The 18,515-nt window shown below is 32.6% G+C and carries 20 protein-coding genes; 13 read left to right on the top strand and 7 right to left on the bottom strand.

All coding sequences use genetic code 11. The features are described 5' to 3' along the window. The first annotated feature begins 125 nt into the window (after positions 1-125). The 9 genes from ACM55M_RS15135 (at position 126) to ACM55M_RS15095 (ending at position 7,004) form a co-directional block, all read left to right on the top strand. Positions 126-1,076: an isopenicillin N synthase family dioxygenase gene (locus tag ACM55M_RS15135; RefSeq protein ID WP_416858491.1), complete on the top strand. Its 951-nt coding sequence runs from the start codon at positions 126-128 to the stop codon at positions 1,074-1,076. 134 nt (positions 1,077-1,210) lie between these two features. After that, entirely contained in the window at positions 1,211-1,540 is a 330-nt protein-coding gene (locus ACM55M_RS15130; RefSeq protein WP_416858490.1) for a translation initiation factor, read from the top strand. Positions 1,541-1,627: 87 nt separating this feature from the next. After that, positions 1,628-2,497: a nucleoside phosphorylase gene (locus ACM55M_RS15125; protein WP_416858489.1), complete on the top strand. Its 870-nt coding sequence runs from the start codon at positions 1,628-1,630 to the stop codon at positions 2,495-2,497. 97 nt (positions 2,498-2,594) lie between these two features. Next, a complete protein-coding gene (locus ACM55M_RS15120) occupies positions 2,595-3,719 on the top strand; it encodes an SDR family oxidoreductase (RefSeq protein WP_416858488.1) in 1,125 nt (374 codons plus the stop codon). A gap of 24 nt (positions 3,720-3,743) precedes the next feature. Then, on the top strand, positions 3,744-4,595 hold the full coding sequence (locus ACM55M_RS15115) for a substrate-binding domain-containing protein (protein WP_416858487.1): 852 nt from the start codon (positions 3,744-3,746) through the stop codon (positions 4,593-4,595). Between the two features lie 21 nt (positions 4,596-4,616). Beyond that, entirely contained in the window at positions 4,617-5,549 is a 933-nt protein-coding gene (locus tag ACM55M_RS15110) for a transglutaminase (protein WP_416858486.1), read from the top strand. Positions 5,550-6,225: 676 nt separating this feature from the next. Continuing rightward, the gene (locus ACM55M_RS15105) at positions 6,226-6,357 is read left to right on the top strand and encodes a GIY-YIG nuclease family protein (protein ID WP_416858485.1); all 132 of its coding nucleotides are present in this window, start codon (positions 6,226-6,228) and stop codon (positions 6,355-6,357) included. A gap of 23 nt (positions 6,358-6,380) precedes the next feature. Further along, positions 6,381-6,797: a thiol-disulfide oxidoreductase DCC family protein gene (locus tag ACM55M_RS15100; protein WP_416858484.1), complete on the top strand. Its 417-nt coding sequence runs from the start codon at positions 6,381-6,383 to the stop codon at positions 6,795-6,797. 78 nt (positions 6,798-6,875) lie between these two features. Beyond that, a complete protein-coding gene (locus tag ACM55M_RS15095) occupies positions 6,876-7,004 on the top strand; it encodes a hypothetical protein (protein ID WP_416858483.1) in 129 nt (42 codons plus the stop codon). Between the two features lie 60 nt (positions 7,005-7,064). Here the strand turns inward: ACM55M_RS15095 and ettA are convergent, their stop codons facing one another. The 3 genes from ettA to holA all read right to left on the bottom strand — a co-directional run bounded on the left by ettA (position 7,065) and on the right by holA (position 10,051). Continuing rightward, positions 7,065-8,759, bottom strand: a complete 1,695-nt coding sequence (gene ettA / locus ACM55M_RS15090; protein ID WP_416858482.1) for an energy-dependent translational throttle protein EttA — start codon at positions 8,757-8,759, stop codon at positions 7,065-7,067. Positions 8,760-8,802: 43 nt separating this feature from the next. Beyond that, positions 8,803-8,985: a CAL67264 family membrane protein gene (locus tag ACM55M_RS15085; protein WP_416858481.1), complete on the bottom strand. Its 183-nt coding sequence runs from the start codon at positions 8,983-8,985 to the stop codon at positions 8,803-8,805. 61 nt (positions 8,986-9,046) lie between these two features. After that, on the bottom strand, positions 9,047-10,051 hold the full coding sequence (gene holA, locus ACM55M_RS15080; protein WP_416858480.1) for a DNA polymerase III subunit delta: 1,005 nt from the start codon (positions 10,049-10,051) through the stop codon (positions 9,047-9,049). Between the two features lie 91 nt (positions 10,052-10,142). Here holA and ACM55M_RS15075 point away from each other — a divergent pair, with 91 nt between their 5' ends. The 3 genes from ACM55M_RS15075 (at position 10,143) to ACM55M_RS15065 (ending at position 12,500) form a co-directional block, all read left to right on the top strand. Beyond that, entirely contained in the window at positions 10,143-10,592 is a 450-nt protein-coding gene (locus tag ACM55M_RS15075) for a type I restriction enzyme HsdR N-terminal domain-containing protein (protein WP_416858479.1), read from the top strand. Between the two features lie 13 nt (positions 10,593-10,605). Then, entirely contained in the window at positions 10,606-11,592 is a 987-nt protein-coding gene (locus tag ACM55M_RS15070; RefSeq protein ID WP_416858478.1) for a glycosyltransferase family 2 protein, read from the top strand. Between the two features lie 74 nt (positions 11,593-11,666). Beyond that, positions 11,667-12,500 (top strand): OmpA/MotB family protein, encoded by an 834-nt coding sequence (locus tag ACM55M_RS15065; RefSeq protein ID WP_416858477.1) that lies wholly within the window; start codon positions 11,667-11,669, stop codon positions 12,498-12,500. A 223-nt stretch (positions 12,501-12,723) separates the two neighbouring features. Here the strand turns inward: ACM55M_RS15065 and ACM55M_RS15060 are convergent, their stop codons facing one another. The 4 genes from ACM55M_RS15060 to ACM55M_RS15045 form a co-directional block, all read right to left on the bottom strand. Continuing rightward, complete coding sequence (locus ACM55M_RS15060; RefSeq protein WP_416858476.1) at positions 12,724-13,761, bottom strand: carboxypeptidase-like regulatory domain-containing protein; 1,038 nt, start codon at positions 13,759-13,761, stop codon at positions 12,724-12,726. Between the two features lie 82 nt (positions 13,762-13,843). Beyond that, positions 13,844-14,464, bottom strand: coding sequence for an L-threonylcarbamoyladenylate synthase (locus tag ACM55M_RS15055; protein WP_416858475.1), 621 nt, complete (start codon positions 14,462-14,464; stop codon positions 13,844-13,846). An 82-nt stretch (positions 14,465-14,546) separates the two neighbouring features. Next, positions 14,547-16,883, bottom strand: coding sequence for an ATP-dependent helicase (locus ACM55M_RS15050; RefSeq protein WP_416858474.1), 2,337 nt, complete (start codon positions 16,881-16,883; stop codon positions 14,547-14,549). Between the two features lie 119 nt (positions 16,884-17,002). Then, positions 17,003-17,770, bottom strand: a complete 768-nt coding sequence (locus ACM55M_RS15045) for a sulfite exporter TauE/SafE family protein (RefSeq protein WP_416858473.1) — start codon at positions 17,768-17,770, stop codon at positions 17,003-17,005. 131 nt (positions 17,771-17,901) lie between these two features. Between ACM55M_RS15045 and ACM55M_RS15040 the strand changes: the two genes are divergently transcribed. Further along, on the top strand, positions 17,902-18,423 hold the full coding sequence (locus ACM55M_RS15040; RefSeq protein WP_416858472.1) for a DUF7935 family protein: 522 nt from the start codon (positions 17,902-17,904) through the stop codon (positions 18,421-18,423). Positions 18,424-18,515 lie beyond the last annotated feature (92 nt).

Here is an 18,515-nt window from a genome sequence, read left to right as displayed (position 1 = left end):
GGTGTATTTTTGTTATATTTTTTTAATTTGTTTCTAAATTTTAAAATCCAAATATAAAATTATTCTTTACATTTGTAACTGCAAGGTTTTTAGACGTTGTAAGTTATAAAAAAATATTTAAAAGTATGCAAAACATTCCTAGTGTTGACTTGCGTGATTTCCTTTCGGACGACCCGAAACGTAAACAAAAATTTGTAAATGAAATCGGAAGTGCATTTGAAGATATTGGCTTCGTAGCACTCAAAGGGCATTTTTTAGACGACCAGTTGGTTGATGAATTGTATGGTGAAATCAGAAATTTTTTCGCTTTGCCATTAGAAACAAAACGCAGTTATGAAATTCCTGGAATTGGCGGACAAAGAGGCTATGTTTCTTTTGGAACGGAGCATGCCAAAGGCAGAAAAGAAGGGGATTTAAAAGAGTTTTGGCACTTTGGACAATATGTATCCAAAGATTCAAAATATGCTTCAGAATACCCTGAAAATGTGGAAGTAAAAGAGTTGCCCCGTTTTAATGTTGTAGGAAAAGAAGTCTACCAAATGCTCGAAAAAACAGGCGTTTATGTCCTGAGAGCGTTGGCTTTATACCTTGGTTTGGATGAATTTTATTTTGACCAATATGCCAAAGACGGAAATTCAATCTTAAGACCGATTCATTACCCACCCATCACTTCTGAACCAGCCAATGCCATTCGCGCCGCTGCTCACGGAGACATCAACTTGATTACCTTATTGATGGGGGCTCAAGGAAAAGGATTGCAAGTTCAAAACCATGATGGTGAATGGATTGATGCCATCGCTGAACCCGACGAATTAGTAATTAATGTAGGAGATATGTTATCACGTCACACTAACAATAAACTGAAATCTACGATTCATCAAGTGGTAAATCCACCGAGAGAATTGTGGGGAACTTCACGTTATTCTATTCCGTTTTTTATGCATCCGGTGAGTGATATGAAATTGGATTGTTTGGAAAACTGCATTGATGCGGAACATCCTAAAAAATTTGAAGATATAACTGCAGGAGCTTATTTATATGAACGTTTAGTAGATTTGGGACTTATTAAAAAATAAAACTTAAATTTACGTCAAATACTAAAAGACATTGAGTGCATGCTTAATGTCTTTTGTTTTTTACTCTTTAGAAATTAAGAACATAAACCTCGTATTCTTAATTTCTAAAATGGTTTAAATAAAATTTTAAAATTATGGACTTAAAAGACCAATTAAAAAACCTTTTTCCGGATCACGAACCCTCACCTGAAGAAGCAATTGAAGCAGTTGCACACGAATTGTACGTTCAAAAAGAACCTATGATTTGCAAATTCGAAAAACGAAAAGGAAAAGCTACCACTATAATTGAAGGTTACGAAGGAACAGACGAGGATTTTAAAATTCTGGCCAAAGAAATCAAAACCAAATTAAGTGTGGGTGGAACTTTCAAGGATGATTCCATCATTATACAAGGGGATTATCGGGATAAAATCATGACTATTTTAAAAGAAAAAGGCTTTAAAGTAAAACGTGTTGGAGGCTAGGAAAAGTGTTCAGTGTTCAGTGTTCAGTGTTCAGTAATTAGTATTCAATTGAGCAACTTGAAACATTAAACCTTAAACAAAAAAACAATGATACAAGCATCAGAATTAATATTAAATCCAGACGGAAGCGTTTATCATTTGAATATAAAACCAGAACACATTGCGCATGATATCATCTTTGTAGGGGATCAAAATCGGGTCGAAAAAATCACGCAGTTTTTTGATAGCATCGAATTTTCTACTCAAAAAAGAGAGTTCAAAACCCAAACCGGGATTTTCAAAGGGAAACGAATTACCGTGATGTCAACAGGAATTGGCCCAGATAATATTGATATTGTCATGAACGAATTGGATGCTTTGGTCAACATTAATTTACAAACCCGTCAACCAAAAGAGAATCTTACTTCATTGAACATCATCCGTATTGGAACTTCGGGTTCTTTGCAAGCTGATATTCCTGTGGATAGTTTTGTGCTGTCTAAATTTGGATTAGGCCTGGATAACATGCTACGCTCCTATTTGATTGATGAAGTTTCACATATTGAAATGGAAGATGCTTTTGTAAAACACACCAATTGGGATTTACGAAAAGGAAAACCCTATGTGATTTCATGTTCTTCTACACTGGAAAAAATGATTGAAAGCGACAAAATGCACAAAGGAATAACAGCTACAGCCGGAGGTTTTTACGGTCCACAAGGACGCGTGTTGCGTTTGAATATTCAAGATGAAGCATTGAATGCTAAAATGGATAATTTTAGTTTTAAAGGAAATAAAATTACCAATCTCGAAATGGAAACTGCCGCTATATACGGACTTTCGGCTCTTTTAGGGCATAATGCATTATCATTAAACGCTATCATTGCCAATCGAGCTTCAGGAACTTTTAGCGAAGATCCTTATAAAGCGGTCGATGAATTGATTGCCTATACGCTGGAGAAAATTGCTTTAGGATAACCATTTTAATTTTTGAAAATTTTAATCATTTGTAGTTTTTAAAAAGTTAATCCTTAATTTTTTTAAAACTACATTTGTTTTTACAACAAAACCACTAATGAAAATAATACTTACAGGTGCTACAGGAGTTTTAGGTTCTCATATTATGTATGAAATTCTGGAACTTTTCATGAAAAATAAAATTGACGGAAAACTTTTTCTTATCGCAAGAAATAAAGGAAAAAATTCCGCTTTAGATCGAATAAACGAGCTTTTATCCAGTAGTTACACCCCTAAAATTATAAAAGACAAAGGCATAGAAAAACTACATGAATACATCGAAATCATCGATACGGATTTGGATTCAATTCAGGATACTTTTTCGAACCAAATAGAAGGCGCTTATTTTATTCATTCGGCTGGATACGTAAATTTATCTACAGATGAAGAACAGCGCGAAAAGATTTTTGATGAAAACACCAAAATCACAAAATCCCTTTTTAATAAATTCCATCCCTTTATAAAAAAATTCATTTATATAGGGACCGCTTTTTCATCAGGAATCCGAAAAGGATTAATTGCGAATGATTTTCACAGTTTAAGTTTCAAACCGGAGCACCGCAATGCGTATGAAAATGCCAAATTCCACTCGGAAAATTTTATTGCCCAAGAATGCAAAAAAATTGGCTTACCCTTCCAAATTCTGCGTCCAAGTGTGATTGGAGGCAAAATGTTAGGAACCGAAAATCAATATTTCATTCCAAAATACATGGTTTTTTATCTTTTAGCAAAGTTTTTTCACTTTACTTCCCAGCGAAAAGGCGAACAAGAAAATGTCCGTTTTATCGTCAATGATGACACCGTTTTGAACATTATTCCTGTCGATTATGTCGCAAAAGTAATTGTAAATACATTTGAAAGAGACGATATTGAACAGCTTAATATTGTAAATAATAAAAGTTTTAATATGGTAAATGGATTGCAGTTAATTATGAAGGAAGTGGGTTACACCAATTTCACTTTAATCCAAAATTCATTGGACTTTAAATACAAAAACGTTATTGAAAAATTGTATTATGAAAGCATTGGTAAGCATTTAAATCCCTATTTCACAACAGCAGCCAACGAATATGATACCACTTTATTGAACTCCATTCTGGAAATACCAAAACTGGATCAGGAAGCGTTTACCAACATGATTCGGTATGCCAGATTGAATAATTTTAAAGATATTAATGTATAATTTTCACACATTTAGACCGTAAATATGACAGCAATAAAAATAGCTGGAGTTCCAGAACATTTTAATCTTCCTTGGCATTTAAGCCTCGAAAACGGAGATTTCGAAAAAGAAAACATCGATTTACAATGGACGGATGTCCCTGAAGGAACTGGCAAAATGTGCCAAATGCTTCGTGATGGAGAAACTGATATTGCCGTAATCCTAACCGAAGGGATCGTAAAAGATATCACTGCCGGAAATCCAAGTAAAATTGTTCAGGTTTATGTAGAAAGTCCGTTAATTTGGGGAATTCATGTAGCTGCAAAATCCAATTATAAAACGTTGGCTGATTTAGAAAACACCAAAGTGGCTATTTCCAGATTAGGTTCCGGTTCGCAATTAATGGCCTATGTCAATGCCGATAATCAAGGTTGGAAAACAGATAATCTGCAATTTGAAATTGTAAATACCATTGATGGCGCCGTTGAGGCTTTGACCAACGGAACTGCCGATTATTTTATGTGGGAACGTTTCATGACAAAACCGCTTGTCGACAAAGGAATTTTCCGCAGAGTTGCTGATTGTCCTACACCTTGGCCCTGTTTTGTAATTGCCGTTCGTGATGAGATTTTGGAAAAACAACCCGATATTATTTCTAAAATTTTAAACATAATCAATCAAACTACTCAAGAATTTAAAGACATTCCGAATATTGACAAAACTTTAGCGTCAAATTACAGTCAAAAAATTGAGGATATAAAAGAATGGCTGTCGTTAACACAATGGTCGCAAAAACCATTATCAGAAAAAATGTTAAACAAAGTTCAAAATCAACTATTTCAACTTAAAATTATCGATAAAAAAGGTACTTTTGAGGATATTGTAAAAACAGTCTAGATTGCTGTTTTTATTTTTACTATGATAAAAATAAAAGAAATTAATTTTCAAGGTATGAAACAGAAATTTCAGGTCAAAAAACCCTGGGATGATGTTATTATTTTTATTTTGAACATATTGATTGCTATTCCCGTTTTTATAATTGTACATCAAAATTTAATTAACCCGAATTGGTTTCTGAATATCGACAGAATAGTTTTGTTTCTATTGATTATTGTTGTTATTCAAATCATTCTGCGATTTCTAAGAACGATTATTCTCTTTTGTATCATCTTCTATTTTTTAATTTTAATTTATGGTTCTACTATTGGAAATTATGGTTTCAACAGCGTTTTTGAAGATTATAATTCAATGATGTATTCCATGTCTGACAATCCATATCCACAAGATATAATTATTGCCAAACTCCTTCCGTTTCCCAATAAATCAAAAATCATCAATGCTATAGAGTACCAAAATCCAAAAATTAGAAATTTTGCAATCATGGCTACTTCTAAACATTTTAAAAACGTTAAAGGATATTCGGATTACAGAACGATCATTCAATGTTTTGCAGTATTTAAAGAAATAAATCACCGATGGAACTATGTGAGCGATCCAAAAGAAGGCGATTATATTGCAACTGCCAGTGAATCCTTGCTATACTTTTCAGGAGATTGCGATGATCATTCCATTTTAATGGCAGCAACTATAAAATCTATCGGTGGAACACCCCGATTAATTCATACTAAGGGTCACATTTATCCAGAAATATTAATTGGTTCTCTAGTAGATTTAGAAAAAGTTAATTTTCTTATTAAGAATGTGTTGTTTGTAAATGAGAGTAGTGAAAAACAGCTACATTATCACATAGATGAGCGCGGGCAGGTTTGGTTAAACCTTGATTACACTGCTACATATCCCGGTGGGCCTTTTTTATCCGAAGAAATTCTGGGTGCATTGACATTGGATTAATCCCTAAAAAAAATATGGTATGTATAAATTCTAAAAAAGGTAATCAAAAAAAAAGCAGCTTTATCTATTCTTTTTAAAAAAGTAGATAAAGTTGAAATTGTATATAGAAATATCCTATATTATCCGTAGTGCGTTATTAGATTATATTAATTTCAAATTATTTATGTTCCTATCAAACACGAACTTGTTGAAATATTGAACCATTGTTAAAGCAAATTGATAATTTATTTAATTAACAATCAATACATTATACTATTTTTCAGTATAATTAGCAACTTATTTATAATGTACTACGGGTTATATTTTTACAATTATAGGCTTAATTTCAATAAGTATTGCATTCCTTTTTTATGGATTATATGTTTTTTTATTGTTAATTACATTAAGCTCAACACTTTTGGTCTGATTAGTAAAAAATGGAATCTAAAACTACTACTAACAGCGGTTCACTATATACGAAATGTGATTGTTTTGTTCCTCGCAATGACAAATACAAATAAAAAACATGAAACCTGGATTCATCTATATAATCACTAATAAATACCAGACTGAACTTATACAGGTGTTATTTCAAATCTTCCACAAAGGACTCTAGAACACAAAGAAAAAGATATCTTAATTCATTTTCTGCTCGTTATAATGCGAATGTTTTAGTATATTATAAGAATTTCAATGGATGGGTGATGCAATAACAAGAGAGAAACAAATAAAAACGGGTCCAAGAGAAGCAAAAAACACTTTAATTCGTTCTACGAACCCAACTTGGAAATATTTATTTGAAGAAACTAAAAATATAATGACGAAATAACTTTCGCAAAACAAAACAAGAAAATGCTAAACCTCCCTAAAGATAAAAAAATAATCCTGTTTGATGGAGTTTGTAATCTCTGCAATTCAGCGGTACAATTCATCATTAAACATGACAAAAAAGATATTTTTAGGTTTGTGGCGCTTCAATCTGATTTAGGTCAAGAAATCATTAAACACATTGGAATTGATGCTAAAAACATTGATAGTATAATTCTCTACCAGCCCGGAATCGCTTATTATTATAAATCGGAAGCAGTATTAGAAATTGCTAAAAATTTAGGTGGGATTTATTATTTTGGAACTTTATTTTCTATTTTTCCTATTTTCTTTACTAATTATATTTACGATTACATTGCTAAAAATCGATATGAATGGTATGGAAAAAAGGAAAGCTGTATAATTCCTACAAAAGAACTTCAAGCTAAGTTTTTAGAATAAAATTAATTAATTATGATAATTATCATGCATTACTTTTAACAGTAATTCTATATTTGACCAACCTTAAAATTTGAATTTATGAAAGACACATCACTTTTTTCTTGGGATAACGGTTCATTTATAATGATTGTCGTATTCGGTTTGGTAATAATTGGATTAGTTGCCGCTGTTTTAATTATGATGAATTCTGATAAAAAAAAAGAATAGCACAAAAAAGAGGATGTCTATACGGACGTCCTCTTGATGATATTAACTATATACAGAAGTTTAACTTCTAATTAATTTTCTGTATTTCAATCGTTTCGGTGTTAAATCACCACCCAAACGTTTCTTCTTATTCTCCTCGTATTCAGAGAAACCTCCTTCAAAATAATACACTTCAGAGTTTCCTTCAAAAGCTAAAATGTGTGTACAAATTCTGTCCAAGAACCATCTGTCGTGAGAAATGACTACCGCACAACCTGCAAAATTTTCCAAACCTTCTTCTAATGCACGAAGCGTATTAATGTCCAAATCATTCGTAGGCTCATCCAATAAAAGAACGTTTCCTTCTTCTTTCAAAGTCATAGCAAGATGCAAACGGTTACGTTCTCCTCCTGAAAGTGTGGATACTTTTTTGTTTTGATCACTGCCTCCAAAATTAAATCGGCTTAAATAAGCTCTGGAATTCACCTGTCTTCCACCCATCATAATTAATTCCTGACCATCACAAAAATTTTCCCAAATTGATTTATCAGGATTAATATTAGAATGCGCTTGATCGACATATGCGATTTTCACTGTTTCTCCAATGGCAAACTCCCCTGCATCAGGTTTTTCTTCACCCATAATCATTCTGAAAATCGTTGATTTACCAGCTCCGTTTGGCCCGATAATACCAACAATACCAGCTTGAGGCAGCGTAAAATTCAAATTGTCATATAATAATTTATCACCATAGGCTTTTGCAACACCTTTCGCTTCAATTACATTGGTTCCTAAACGAGGTCCGTTTGGAATATAGATTTCTAGATTTTCATCTAATGCTTTTTGATCTTCATTTAGCAGTTTATCGTAATTCTGTAAACGTGCTTTTTGTTTTGTTTGACGGCCTTTGGCTCCTTGACGAACCCAGTCCAACTCCCTTTCTAAGTTTTTTCTACGTTTAGAAGCTACTTTTTCTTCTAACGCCATTCTGCTTGATTTTTGATCTAACCAAGAAGAGTAGTTTCCTTTCCAAGGAATTCCTTCTCCTCTATCTAACTCTAAAATCCAACCTGCAACATTATCCAAGAAATATCTATCGTGAGTTACAGCGATAACTGTTCCTGCATATTGAGCTAAATGTTGTTCCAACCAAAGAACACTTTCGGCATCCAAGTGATTCGTAGGCTCATCCAAAAGCAAAACGTCAGGTTGTTGCAACAACAAACGACATAAAGCCACACGGCGACGTTCTCCTCCAGAAAGATTTCTAATTGGAGTATCAGCATCCGGAGTACGTAACGCATCCATCGCTATTTCTAATTTTGTATCGATTTCCCAAGCTCCAAGCGCATCAATTTTATCTTGTAATAACGCTTGACGATCCATCAATTTTTCCATTTTATCGGCATCTTCGTAAACTTCTGGAAGACCAAAGCTATCGTTGATTTTATTGAATTCGTCTAATACTGCCATTGTTTCAGCAACTCCTTCTCTTACAATTTCAATAACCGTTTTACTATCATCTAAAATAGGTTCTTGTTCTAAATAACCAACCGTATAGCCTGGCGCAAAAACTACATCTCCTTGGTAGTTTTTATCTACACCTGCAATAATTTTTAATAAAGAAGATTTTCCTGAACCATTTAAACCCAAAATACCAATTTTAGCTCCATAAAAGAAACTCAAATAGATGTTTTTAAGTACTGGTTTATCTGCTCCTTGATACGTTTTACTCAATTTTGACATTGAGAATATCACTTTTTTATCGTCTGCCATTTTTTTTAATTTAAAATTTAAAATTCAACATTTAAAATAATTATTAAAGTCTGCCTTTAAGCGAACTAAAAACCCATGCATTAGCCAAAAAACCAACGCCTACGGCTGCAAATCCCCAACCGGCTACATCATCATATCTGAAAGCGCCTAATGCTATAAGCAACAAACCCATTATAATCATTATTAAAGTAGCCCAACCTAAGATAGTATTTTTATTCATTCCCATATTTAGGTAAATTATGTTTTATGCCGAAGTTTCGGAGTGCAAATATCGGTAATTTTAGTCGCTAATTAAATATTTTATAAAGCATTTCTCTTAATAAATCCGATTGTGACAATGCGTTAGCACCAACACCTTTACTTTTTACATCAATATCTCTTAAAGCCCCTACAATTTGACTTACTTTTTTCATGGGATAATTCTTCAAAGCCACATCATATTCTTTCAAAAAAAACGGATTTACGCCTAATACCGCAGCAACATTTTTAGAGTTTCTGTCTTTTAACCCATGGTATTTCAGTAATTGAATAAAAAAACCAAAAACCAAACTCGTAGTAACCACCATGGGATTGTCTTTTGGATTTTGGGCAAAATTTTCGGCAATTGTATATGCTTTTAACTGGTTGCGCTCTCCTAATGCTTTGCGTAATTCAAATACATTAAAATCTTTACTGAAACCTATATTTTCCTCAATATGTTTTGGAGTTATTGTACTTCCAGCAGGCAGGATTATCTGTAATTTTTCCAGTTCGTTGTTTATTTTGCTTAAATCCGTCCCTAAAAACTCCACTAGCATCGCATTTGCTTTAGGTTCAATCGAATATTTTTTCCCAGCCAAAACGCGTTTAATCCACTCGCCTACTTGGTTTTCATACAATTTTTTACTCTCATAAACGACACCATGCTTCGCTAATAGTTTTGTTAGTTTTTTTCGTTTATCCAACGTTTTATATTTGTAACAAAAAACCAAAACGGTTGATGACATTGGGTTTTCAGCATAACTTTCCAGTTTATCAATCGTCCGAATCAAATCTTGTGCTTCTTTTACAATCACAACTTGGCGTTCTGCCATCATTGGATACCGTTTCGCTGTTGAAACAATATCTTCGATTGAAACATCCCTTCCGTATAAAACGGTTTGATTAAAGCCTTTTTCTTCTTCAGTTAATACTTTTTCTTCTATGTAATCAGATAATTTATCAATATAATAAGGCTCTTCTCCCATCAAAAAATAGATGGGTTTAATGTTGCCGCTTTTAATATCATTTACAATTTTTACAACCTCGTCCATTTCTTTTTGTTTAAAGTTTGAAGTTTAAAGTTTGTTGCTTCGAATGAAACTTTAAACTTTAAATTTTAAACTTATTTAATACTTTTGCTTTATGCAAAAACTAAATTTTCAACTTTATAACTTTCGGTTCAAAAATAGCGAAAATAAAGTCTCAATTTTTGATGAAATAAGGAAAAAATTTATCATTCTTACTCCCGAAGAATGGGTTCGTCAGCATGTAATCCAGTTTTTATTGGAAGAAAAAAAATACCCTAAATCATTGATAAATGTAGAAAAAATTCTAAAAGTCAATGGCTTGCGTAAAAGATATGACGTTGTTGTTTTCAATCCTGATGGTTCTATTTTCATTTTAATCGAATGCAAGGCCCCCGAAATAAAAATTGCACAAGCGACTTTTGACCAAATTGCCCGTTATAATATGACGATGCAAGCCCAATTTTTGATGGTGACTAATGGATTGAATCATTACTTTTGCAAAATGGATTTTGAAAATGAAAAATATCAATTTTTACCTGAATTACCAATGTATGAAATCCAATAATCAAATAATTTAAATGGAAATAGCTGTTGTCATACTCAATTGGAACGGAGTACAATTATTAGAACAATTTTTACCTTCGATAGTACAATATTCACCTGAAGCTACTATATATATTGCCGATAATGCTTCAACAGATGATTCCATTTCATTTGTATTGGCTAATTTTCCTTCTGTCAAAATTGTAAAAAACGATAGTAATTTAGGTTTTGCAGACGGTTATAATGAAGCATTGAAACATATTGATGCAGAAATTTACGCTTTAGTCAATTCCGACGTTGAAGTTACTAAAAATTGGCTACAGCCTATCCTTAAAACTTTCGAAAACGAAGCCGAAACTGCCATTATCCAGCCTAAAATATTAGATTTTAAGCGTAAAGAATACTTTGAATATGCTGGTGCTGCGGGAGGATTTATAGACCAATATGGTTATCCGTATTGTCGTGGACGTATTTTTGATACTTTAGAAAAAGATTACGGACAATACAATGATAACTGTGAAATATTCTGGGCTTCAGGAGCTTGTTTTTTTATACGAAGCTTGGTTTATAAGGAATTAAAAGGTTTTGATGCCGATTTTTTTGCCCATCAGGAAGAAATTGATTTGTGCTGGCGTGCAACCAATAAAGGATATAAAATAAAATACAATTCAGAATCGGTTGTTTATCATGTTGGCGGAGCCACTTTGCAGCAAGGAAATCCAAAGAAAACATATTTGAATTTTAGAAATTCCTTATTAATGTTAACTAAAAATTTACCTAAAGATAAATTGTACTGGATTCTGTTTTGCAGAATGATTTTGGACGGAGTTGCCGGATTGCATTTTCTTTCACAAGGCAAATTCAGCCATTTTCTAGCGATACTAAAGGCACATGGTTCCTTTTACAAATTATTTTCAAGTAATTTAAAAAAAAGAAACAAATTTCAAACCGAAAAGTACTACAACACAAAAAGTATCGTTTACTCCTATTACATCAACAGTGGCAAGGTTTTTGCTAAATAATTTTAACATTAATTTATGTATAATTTCTAACTTTTAAAAACTAAATTTACAAATCAAATCTTTAAAAAAAAATTATGAGAAAAATAGTAATTGCGTTATCAGTATTAGCTGTTTTAACTTCTTGTGTTTCTAAAAAGAAATACGCCGATTTAGAAGCCAGAAACAAAGAAACCCAAGATTTATTGAATTCTGCTACTGTAAAATTAAATTCTTGCTTGGAAGAAAAAGCGGGACTTTCTGCAACTGTAGCCGGTTTAAAAGAACACAATCAAACACTGATCAGTACGTCTAAAGATATGACGGTATTGACCACTAAAGGGGCTGAAAATATTGAGAAAGCTTTAGAATCTATCAAAGAAAAAGATTTGAAAATCAGTAGAATGCAAGATGCATTAACTAAGAAAGACAGTGTTACACTTGCTGTTGTTACTAGTTTAAAAAGTGCTGTTGGAATTTCTGATCCAGATATTGAAATAAATGTTGAAAAAGGAGTTGTATTTATCTCTATTGCAGACAAATTATTATTTAAAACTGGAAGTTATGATGTAACTGACAAAGCAAAAGCAGTATTGGCTAAGGTTGCTAAGGTTGTTAATGACAAGCCAGATTTTGAATGTATGGTTGAAGGACATACTGATAGCGTTCCTTATATTGGAAACGGTGTTTTACTTGACAATTGGGATTTAAGTGTGAAACGTTCAACTTCTATCATTCGTGTATTGACAAATCAATTAGGTGTTAAGCCAGAACAATTAATTGCTGCAGGAAGAAGTTCTTACGTTCCTTTAGTTGCTAATGATTCAGCTGAAAATAGAGCTCGTAACAGAAGAACTCGTATCGTTGTATTGCCTAAAATCGATCAGTTTTATGAAATGATTGAAAAAGAAATGAAAAAACAACAAAAATAATTTAAGGTTTTAAATACTTTATTACAGAGAAAAAGCAGGTCAATTGACCTGCTTTTTTATATCCCTACCTTTTTAATAACCAATTAAATATAAATTAAGAATAGTATTTTTAAATAACTAAATTTCTAATCTAAAGTTATTTGTTTTTAAGTTTTATATGATTTAACTTTTTTACAAATAGGCCATATCATTTGTTGGGCAATAGCATTATAAAATAAAAAAATTACTTTATACCATAATTAAGCGGCAACATATCACCTACTTTCTTTTCCGAAATTTTACCTGAAAATAATATACTTTCTATATTAGAATTATTTCCGTACTTATAAATATAAAAACTATCTGTCTGAAAAGTAATCTTAGATTCTTCGATTCTATTAAAAGCTATGTTGTAAGAAGCTACGATATCTTTAATATTTTCATTTTGAATTTCACCTTTTGGTTGTGGTAAAATTTCAACTTTTACAAAATCTTCTTTTTCAATAATTCTAAAACATTTAAGCGGATCCATATTGTTATCGCCATAAAACAATAAAAATTTATTTTTCCCCCAATCTTTTTTAGCAAAATTTCTAAAAAACTGAATTTGAGATCCCTGATACGTTTTTTCTCTTCTTTCCAGAACAGCGACTGAATTATCAATATCTTCAAATCTGCTTACACCTCCATAAAAGTTTTTTATAACGTGATTAGAATTAATGCTTAATTTATTAAAAGTAACTTCAAAAACTACTAATTCAAAATCAATTTTATATCCTAAAGAAGCATTTACAATCGTCAAAGGTTTATCTGATGAAGCTGTAAAAATTAGTTTCTCTTTATCATATTTAAAACGAAGATCCGATTCATTTTTTATAATGGTCGATTTTGTATTATTTGTTTTACCTAAAAAATATTCTCTAAATATTTTTAATTTCTGCTCTCTGGTAAATAATTCATTTGTTGTGATCACAACTTCTTTAAGTTCGTTTTTCGAAACCGACATAGTAACATTTAATGGTTTAGCAACATCCAAACTTGTAAGGTATTCGGTTTGATAACCCATCGAGCTAATTACTAAAATATTATTAGCATTAGGCTCATACTTAATAGTAAAATTTCCATTCGAATCAGAAATCGTGGAAATTGTAGTTCCATCAAAATAAATATTTACACCTTCTAACGGAATATTATCTTTAACCGAAATTTTTCCTTTTAATGTGTTTTGTGAGAATGTAGCAATAGAAGAAAATAAGAATAATAAAAGAATATTTTTTTTCATAAAATAAAAAAATGGTTTGGTTAAATTATTTGCTAATTAACCAAACCATTTTCTATTATCCTAAACAATGCAAGACTTATTCTTACAAAATATCCAAACTTCCTTTTCCTTCTCTTACTACAATAGGTTCATCACCAGACAAATCAATAATGGTAGATCCCATATTGTCACCATAACCCCCATCGATAACCAAGTCAACAAGGTTTTGCCATTTCTCGAAAATGAGCTCTGGATCAGTTGTATATTCTATTACATCATCATCGTCATGAATCGAAGTAGAAACAATTGGATTGCCTAATTGACGTACAATTTCAAGTGCAATTGAATTATCAGGAACCCGAATTCCGACTGTTATTTTCTTTTTGAATTCTTTTGGTAAGTTATTATTGCCTGGTAAAATAAAGGTATAAGGTCCTGGCAAAGCTCTTTTTAATAGTTTAAAAGTTGCTGTATCAATTTGTTTCACATAATCAGATAAATTACTCAAATCGTGACAAACAAATGAAAAATTAGCCTTGTCCAATTTAATTCCTTTTATCTTGGCAATACGTTCTAGGGCTTTTGTATTCGTAATATCACATCCTAATCCATAAACGGTATCTGTTGGATAAATTACTAAACCACCATCTTTTAAAACCTTAACTACTTTGGAAATTGCCGCTTCGTTGGGTTTCTCTGAGTATATTTTTATAAATTGAGCCATAGTTTTAGTTTAAAGTTAAAATGTTTAAAGTTTAAAGTTCTTCTAAACAGACAACTTTAAACCTTAAACTTGAAACAAATTTTTATCCGATAATATCCAATTTTGCAAATCGTAACAATAATTTCTTGATTCCGCCGATTTCAAACTTGATTTCGGCTTTTTTATCAGCGCCAACACCTTCTAAGTTGATGACTTGTCCTTTACCAAAACGCTCGTGCATAACCACATTTCCTGCAACCAGTTTATTATCAAATAGATTCGCACTTCCAGAAGAAACGGAATTACTAGTAACTGGCTTCAATTTACGAATATTTATATCCGGTTTAGGTTCGTTATCGGTAACCTGTTTTGGAGGTGTACTTCCTATTGGTTTTGCCAAACGCAATTTGGATTTATCCACATCACCAAAAATATCACTGTCAATCATTGGTTTATAACGGTAATTATTTTCAGGAGGAGTCATATATTCTAGATACTGACTGTCGATTTCTTCAATAAAACGTGAAGGTTCGCTATCAGTTAATTTTCCCCAACGGTAACGAGATTGTGCGTAAGTCAAATAGGCTTGATGTTCCGCTCTTGTTAAAGCTACATAAAATAAGCGACGTTCTTCTTCCAGTTCGCTTCTGGTACTCATACTCATGGCACTCGGAAATAAATCCTCTTCCATTCCTACCACAAAAACATGAGGGAATTCTAATCCTTTAGCCAAGTGAATGGTCATCAATGCTACACGATCTTCGTCACTGGTATCTTTATCTAAATCCGTCGCTAAGGCCACATCCTCCATAAACTCAGATAATGCACCTCGAGCTCCGTCAACTTCTTTTTGCCCTTCTGTAAAATCCTTGATACCGTTTAATAATTCCTCAATATTCTGGATTTTAGCCATTCCTTCCGGAGTTGCATCTTTCTTTAATTCTTGAACTAATCCCGTTTTTTTAGCAACATGATCAGCAAGATAAAAGGCATCCTGATTTTCATTTATGGCTTGAAAACTTTGAATCATAGTGACAAAATCAAGTAGTTTTTGTTTCGTTCCCGAATTCAGTTTTAAGTCAATTCGCTCAATATTTTGCATCACTTCAAAAATAGAACGCTTATAATGATTGGCCGCAATGGTTAATTTCTCAATAGTTGTATTTCCAATTCCACGAGCTGGATAATTGATTACTCGAACCAATGCTTCCTCATCTTTTGGATTGATAACCAATCGCAAATAACACAACACATCCTTCACTTCTTTTCTTTGATAAAAGGAAAGTCCGCCATAAATTCGATACGGAATATCTCTTTTTCTCAACGCATCTTCCATCGCACGAGACTGCGCATTGGTACGATACAAAATGGCAAAAGCTCCATTAGGTAACTGGTTTTGCATTTTTTGCTCCCAAATGGTACTAGCTACAAATCGGCCTTCCTCGTTATCTGTTAAACTGCGGTGCACTTTTATTTTTGGACCAAAATCATTGGCTGTCCAAACTATTTTATCCAGCTTGACTTTATTTTTATCGATAATGGTATTTGCTGCTTCCACAATATTTTTTGTAGAACGGTAATTTTGTTCCAATCGAAAGGTTTTCACCCCTTCATAATCTTTCTGGAAATTAAGGATATTATTGATATTTGCCCCACGAAATGCATAGATACTTTGTGCATCATCACCTACCACGCAGATATTCTGAAATTTATCTGATAATGCTCTAACAATCAAATATTGAGAGTGATTTGTATCTTGGTACTCATCAACCAAAATGTAACGAAAACGGTTTTGATATTTAGCCAAAACTTCAGGAAAACGAGTCAACAGCTCATTGGTTTTCAATAGCAAATCATCAAAATCCATTGCTCCTGCTTTGAAACATCGATCTACATAATTTTGATAAATTTCCCCCATTCGAGGTTTTTTAGACATGGCATCGGCTTCTTGCAAATCAGGATCATTGAAATAGGCTTTAACGGTAATCAAACTATTTTTGAAATTGGAAATCCTGCTCAAAACCTGTTTTGGTTTGTATACATCTCTGTCCAATTGCATTTCCTTGATAATTCCAGAAATGGCACGAAGTGAATCTTGAGAATCATATATGGTAAAATTCGAAGGATAGCCTAAATGTTCCGCTTCTGAACGAAGAATTCGAGCAAAAACCGAGTGAAAGGTTCCCATCCAAAGATTTTTAGCTTCGCCGGCACCTACAATATCCGAGATACGTTTTTTCATTTCTCGAGCTGCTTTGTTGGTAAAAGTCAAAGACAGAATGCTAAACGCATCTACTCCCTGATTCATCAAATAAGCAATTCTTATGGTCAACACCCGCGTTTTACCAGAACCTGCTCCTGCAATAATTATCATAGGACCGTCTTTTTGTAAAACGGGTTCGCGTTGCGCTTCGTTAAGTTGATCGATATATTTATGCATGGAAATTTTTAAATTATATTATGCAAAAATAGCGATTTTGAATGAGGTTTTAAGTGCCAAAAAATAACAATTGGTGAATTCATTTTGCTATTCATTTTAATATGACATTCTTGTATTTATTATTTGAAAAACACATCGTAGGCAAATCGAATTAATGTACCGATTACAACCACCAAAAAGAAAATCCGAATGAACCTATTTCCTTTATTTATGGCTAATTTTGCTCCAATCCATCCGCCAAAAGCATTACTGGCCGCCATCGGTATGGCTATTGCCCAAATAATTTTACCTTTCAAAATAAACAAACAAATGGAACCAAAGTTAGTCGACAGATTCACCATTTTAGCATTTGCGGAAGCGTGCAAAAAATCAAATCCCATGATAGCGATAAATGCCACAACCAGAAAACTACCCGTTCCAGGACCAATAAATCCATCGTACAAACCCACTATAAAACTGATTGCAATCGCATTTAAAATTTGTGTTTTGGGCGAATGCGTTTTTTCAATATGTTGCCCAAAATTCTTCTTTGCGTAGGTATAAACGACTAAAAATGAAAGAACAACCAGCAATAATGGTTTCATAAAATCATTACTCACATACGTCAATAATGTAGAGCCTAAAAATGCCGAAGGAAAAGCTAAAAGCATCATGATCCCAAGCAATTTCCAGTTCATATCGACCTTTTTAAGATATTGATAGGCTGCAAAAGAAGTACCGCTAAAAGCAGGAACTTTTAAGGTTCCAATAACTGTTGAAACTGGCAAATTAGGCAACAATATCAAACCCATGGGCGTTTGTATTAGTCCGCCACCGCCTACAATCGCATCTATAAATCCTGCAGCAAAAGCGGCTAAACAAAGTAAAACCAATACATAAGTTTCCATTCTAATAATCGATATTAAATATTCAGGTCTAAATGGTAAAAATACTATTCGAATTGATTTATTGCTAATAAAATCAAGTTGATTTATAATCAAAAAAGTATATTTTTGCTTCTATAAATCTTAAAAGCAAAATGGAATCAATACCAATCATAGAATTATTAAGTTATACTTTACCGGCAGTTGTTACAGGGGTTGTGGCCTATTATTTTTTTGATCTTCATACCAAAAACGAAGAAGGAAGACGCCGTTATTTATTAAACAAAGAAGCACAAAAAAACGCTTTGCCCTTACGCTTACAAGCTTTTGAGCGCATGACGTTGTATATGGAACGCATCAATCCTACAAAATTATTGATTCGAATTGCTCCTCTTTCACAAGATAAAAATGATTATGAAAATCTTATAATTGCCCAAATCGAACAGGAGTTTGAACATAATTTGACACAACAAATTTATATGTCTGATGAATGTTGGACCATTATTGTGACAGCTAAAAATACTACCATTCAAATGATTCGTAAGGCCAACATGAGTGATCGTGTCGACAGTGCTGATAAATTGCGTGAAGTACTTTTAAATGATTTAATGGAAAAACAATCTCCAAGTAATGCGGCTTTAGCTTATATCAAAAACGAAGTGGGGCAATTGTGGTAGAATATTAATTTGTTTTACTCTAACAAAACTCAATAATAAGACCATTTCTTAAATGAACTTATATTCCTTATATGGTTATAAATACAAACCAT

Source organism: Flavobacterium galactosi (genome assembly GCF_048158585.1).
In the GTDB taxonomy this organism is placed as follows: domain Bacteria; phylum Bacteroidota; class Bacteroidia; order Flavobacteriales; family Flavobacteriaceae; genus Flavobacterium; species Flavobacterium galactosi.
Note: the sequence above shows the minus strand (reverse complement) of the source record. Positions and strands in the feature narration are given on the sequence as shown.

Excerpts from the sequence above, each read along its gene's own strand:
- ACM55M_RS15065 (WP_416858477.1), top strand. The coding sequence starts at position 11,667 with ATGAGAAAAATAGTAATTGCGTTATCAGTATTAGCTGTTTTAACTTCT.
- ACM55M_RS15095 (WP_416858483.1), top strand. The coding sequence starts at position 6,876 with ATGAAAGACACATCACTTTTTTCTTGGGATAACGGTTCATTTATAATG.
- ettA (WP_416858482.1), bottom strand. The coding sequence starts at position 8,759 with ATGGCAGACGATAAAAAAGTGATATTCTCAATGTCAAAATTGAGTAAA.
- ACM55M_RS15070 (WP_416858478.1), top strand. The coding sequence starts at position 10,606 with ATGGAAATAGCTGTTGTCATACTCAATTGGAACGGAGTACAATTATTA.
- ACM55M_RS15130 (WP_416858490.1), top strand. The coding sequence starts at position 1,211 with ATGGACTTAAAAGACCAATTAAAAAACCTTTTTCCGGATCACGAACCC.
- holA (WP_416858480.1), bottom strand. The coding sequence starts at position 10,051 with ATGGACGAGGTTGTAAAAATTGTAAATGATATTAAAAGCGGCAACATT.
- ACM55M_RS15075 (WP_416858479.1), top strand. The coding sequence starts at position 10,143 with ATGCAAAAACTAAATTTTCAACTTTATAACTTTCGGTTCAAAAATAGC.
- ACM55M_RS15060 (WP_416858476.1), bottom strand. The coding sequence starts at position 13,761 with ATGAAAAAAAATATTCTTTTATTATTCTTATTTTCTTCTATTGCTACA.
- ACM55M_RS15105 (WP_416858485.1), top strand. The coding sequence starts at position 6,226 with ATGGGTGATGCAATAACAAGAGAGAAACAAATAAAAACGGGTCCAAGA.
- ACM55M_RS15040 (WP_416858472.1), top strand. The coding sequence starts at position 17,902 with ATGGAATCAATACCAATCATAGAATTATTAAGTTATACTTTACCGGCA.
- ACM55M_RS15085 (WP_416858481.1), bottom strand. The coding sequence starts at position 8,985 with ATGGGAATGAATAAAAATACTATCTTAGGTTGGGCTACTTTAATAATG.
- ACM55M_RS15125 (WP_416858489.1), top strand. The coding sequence starts at position 1,628 with ATGATACAAGCATCAGAATTAATATTAAATCCAGACGGAAGCGTTTAT.
- ACM55M_RS15050 (WP_416858474.1), bottom strand. The coding sequence starts at position 16,883 with ATGCATAAATATATCGATCAACTTAACGAAGCGCAACGCGAACCCGTT.
- ACM55M_RS15115 (WP_416858487.1), top strand. The coding sequence starts at position 3,744 with ATGACAGCAATAAAAATAGCTGGAGTTCCAGAACATTTTAATCTTCCT.
- ACM55M_RS15055 (WP_416858475.1), bottom strand. The coding sequence starts at position 14,464 with ATGGCTCAATTTATAAAAATATACTCAGAGAAACCCAACGAAGCGGCA.
- ACM55M_RS15045 (WP_416858473.1), bottom strand. The coding sequence starts at position 17,770 with ATGGAAACTTATGTATTGGTTTTACTTTGTTTAGCCGCTTTTGCTGCA.
- ACM55M_RS15110 (WP_416858486.1), top strand. The coding sequence starts at position 4,617 with ATGATAAAAATAAAAGAAATTAATTTTCAAGGTATGAAACAGAAATTT.
- ACM55M_RS15120 (WP_416858488.1), top strand. The coding sequence starts at position 2,595 with ATGAAAATAATACTTACAGGTGCTACAGGAGTTTTAGGTTCTCATATT.
- ACM55M_RS15135 (WP_416858491.1), top strand. The coding sequence starts at position 126 with ATGCAAAACATTCCTAGTGTTGACTTGCGTGATTTCCTTTCGGACGAC.
- ACM55M_RS15100 (WP_416858484.1), top strand. The coding sequence starts at position 6,381 with ATGCTAAACCTCCCTAAAGATAAAAAAATAATCCTGTTTGATGGAGTT.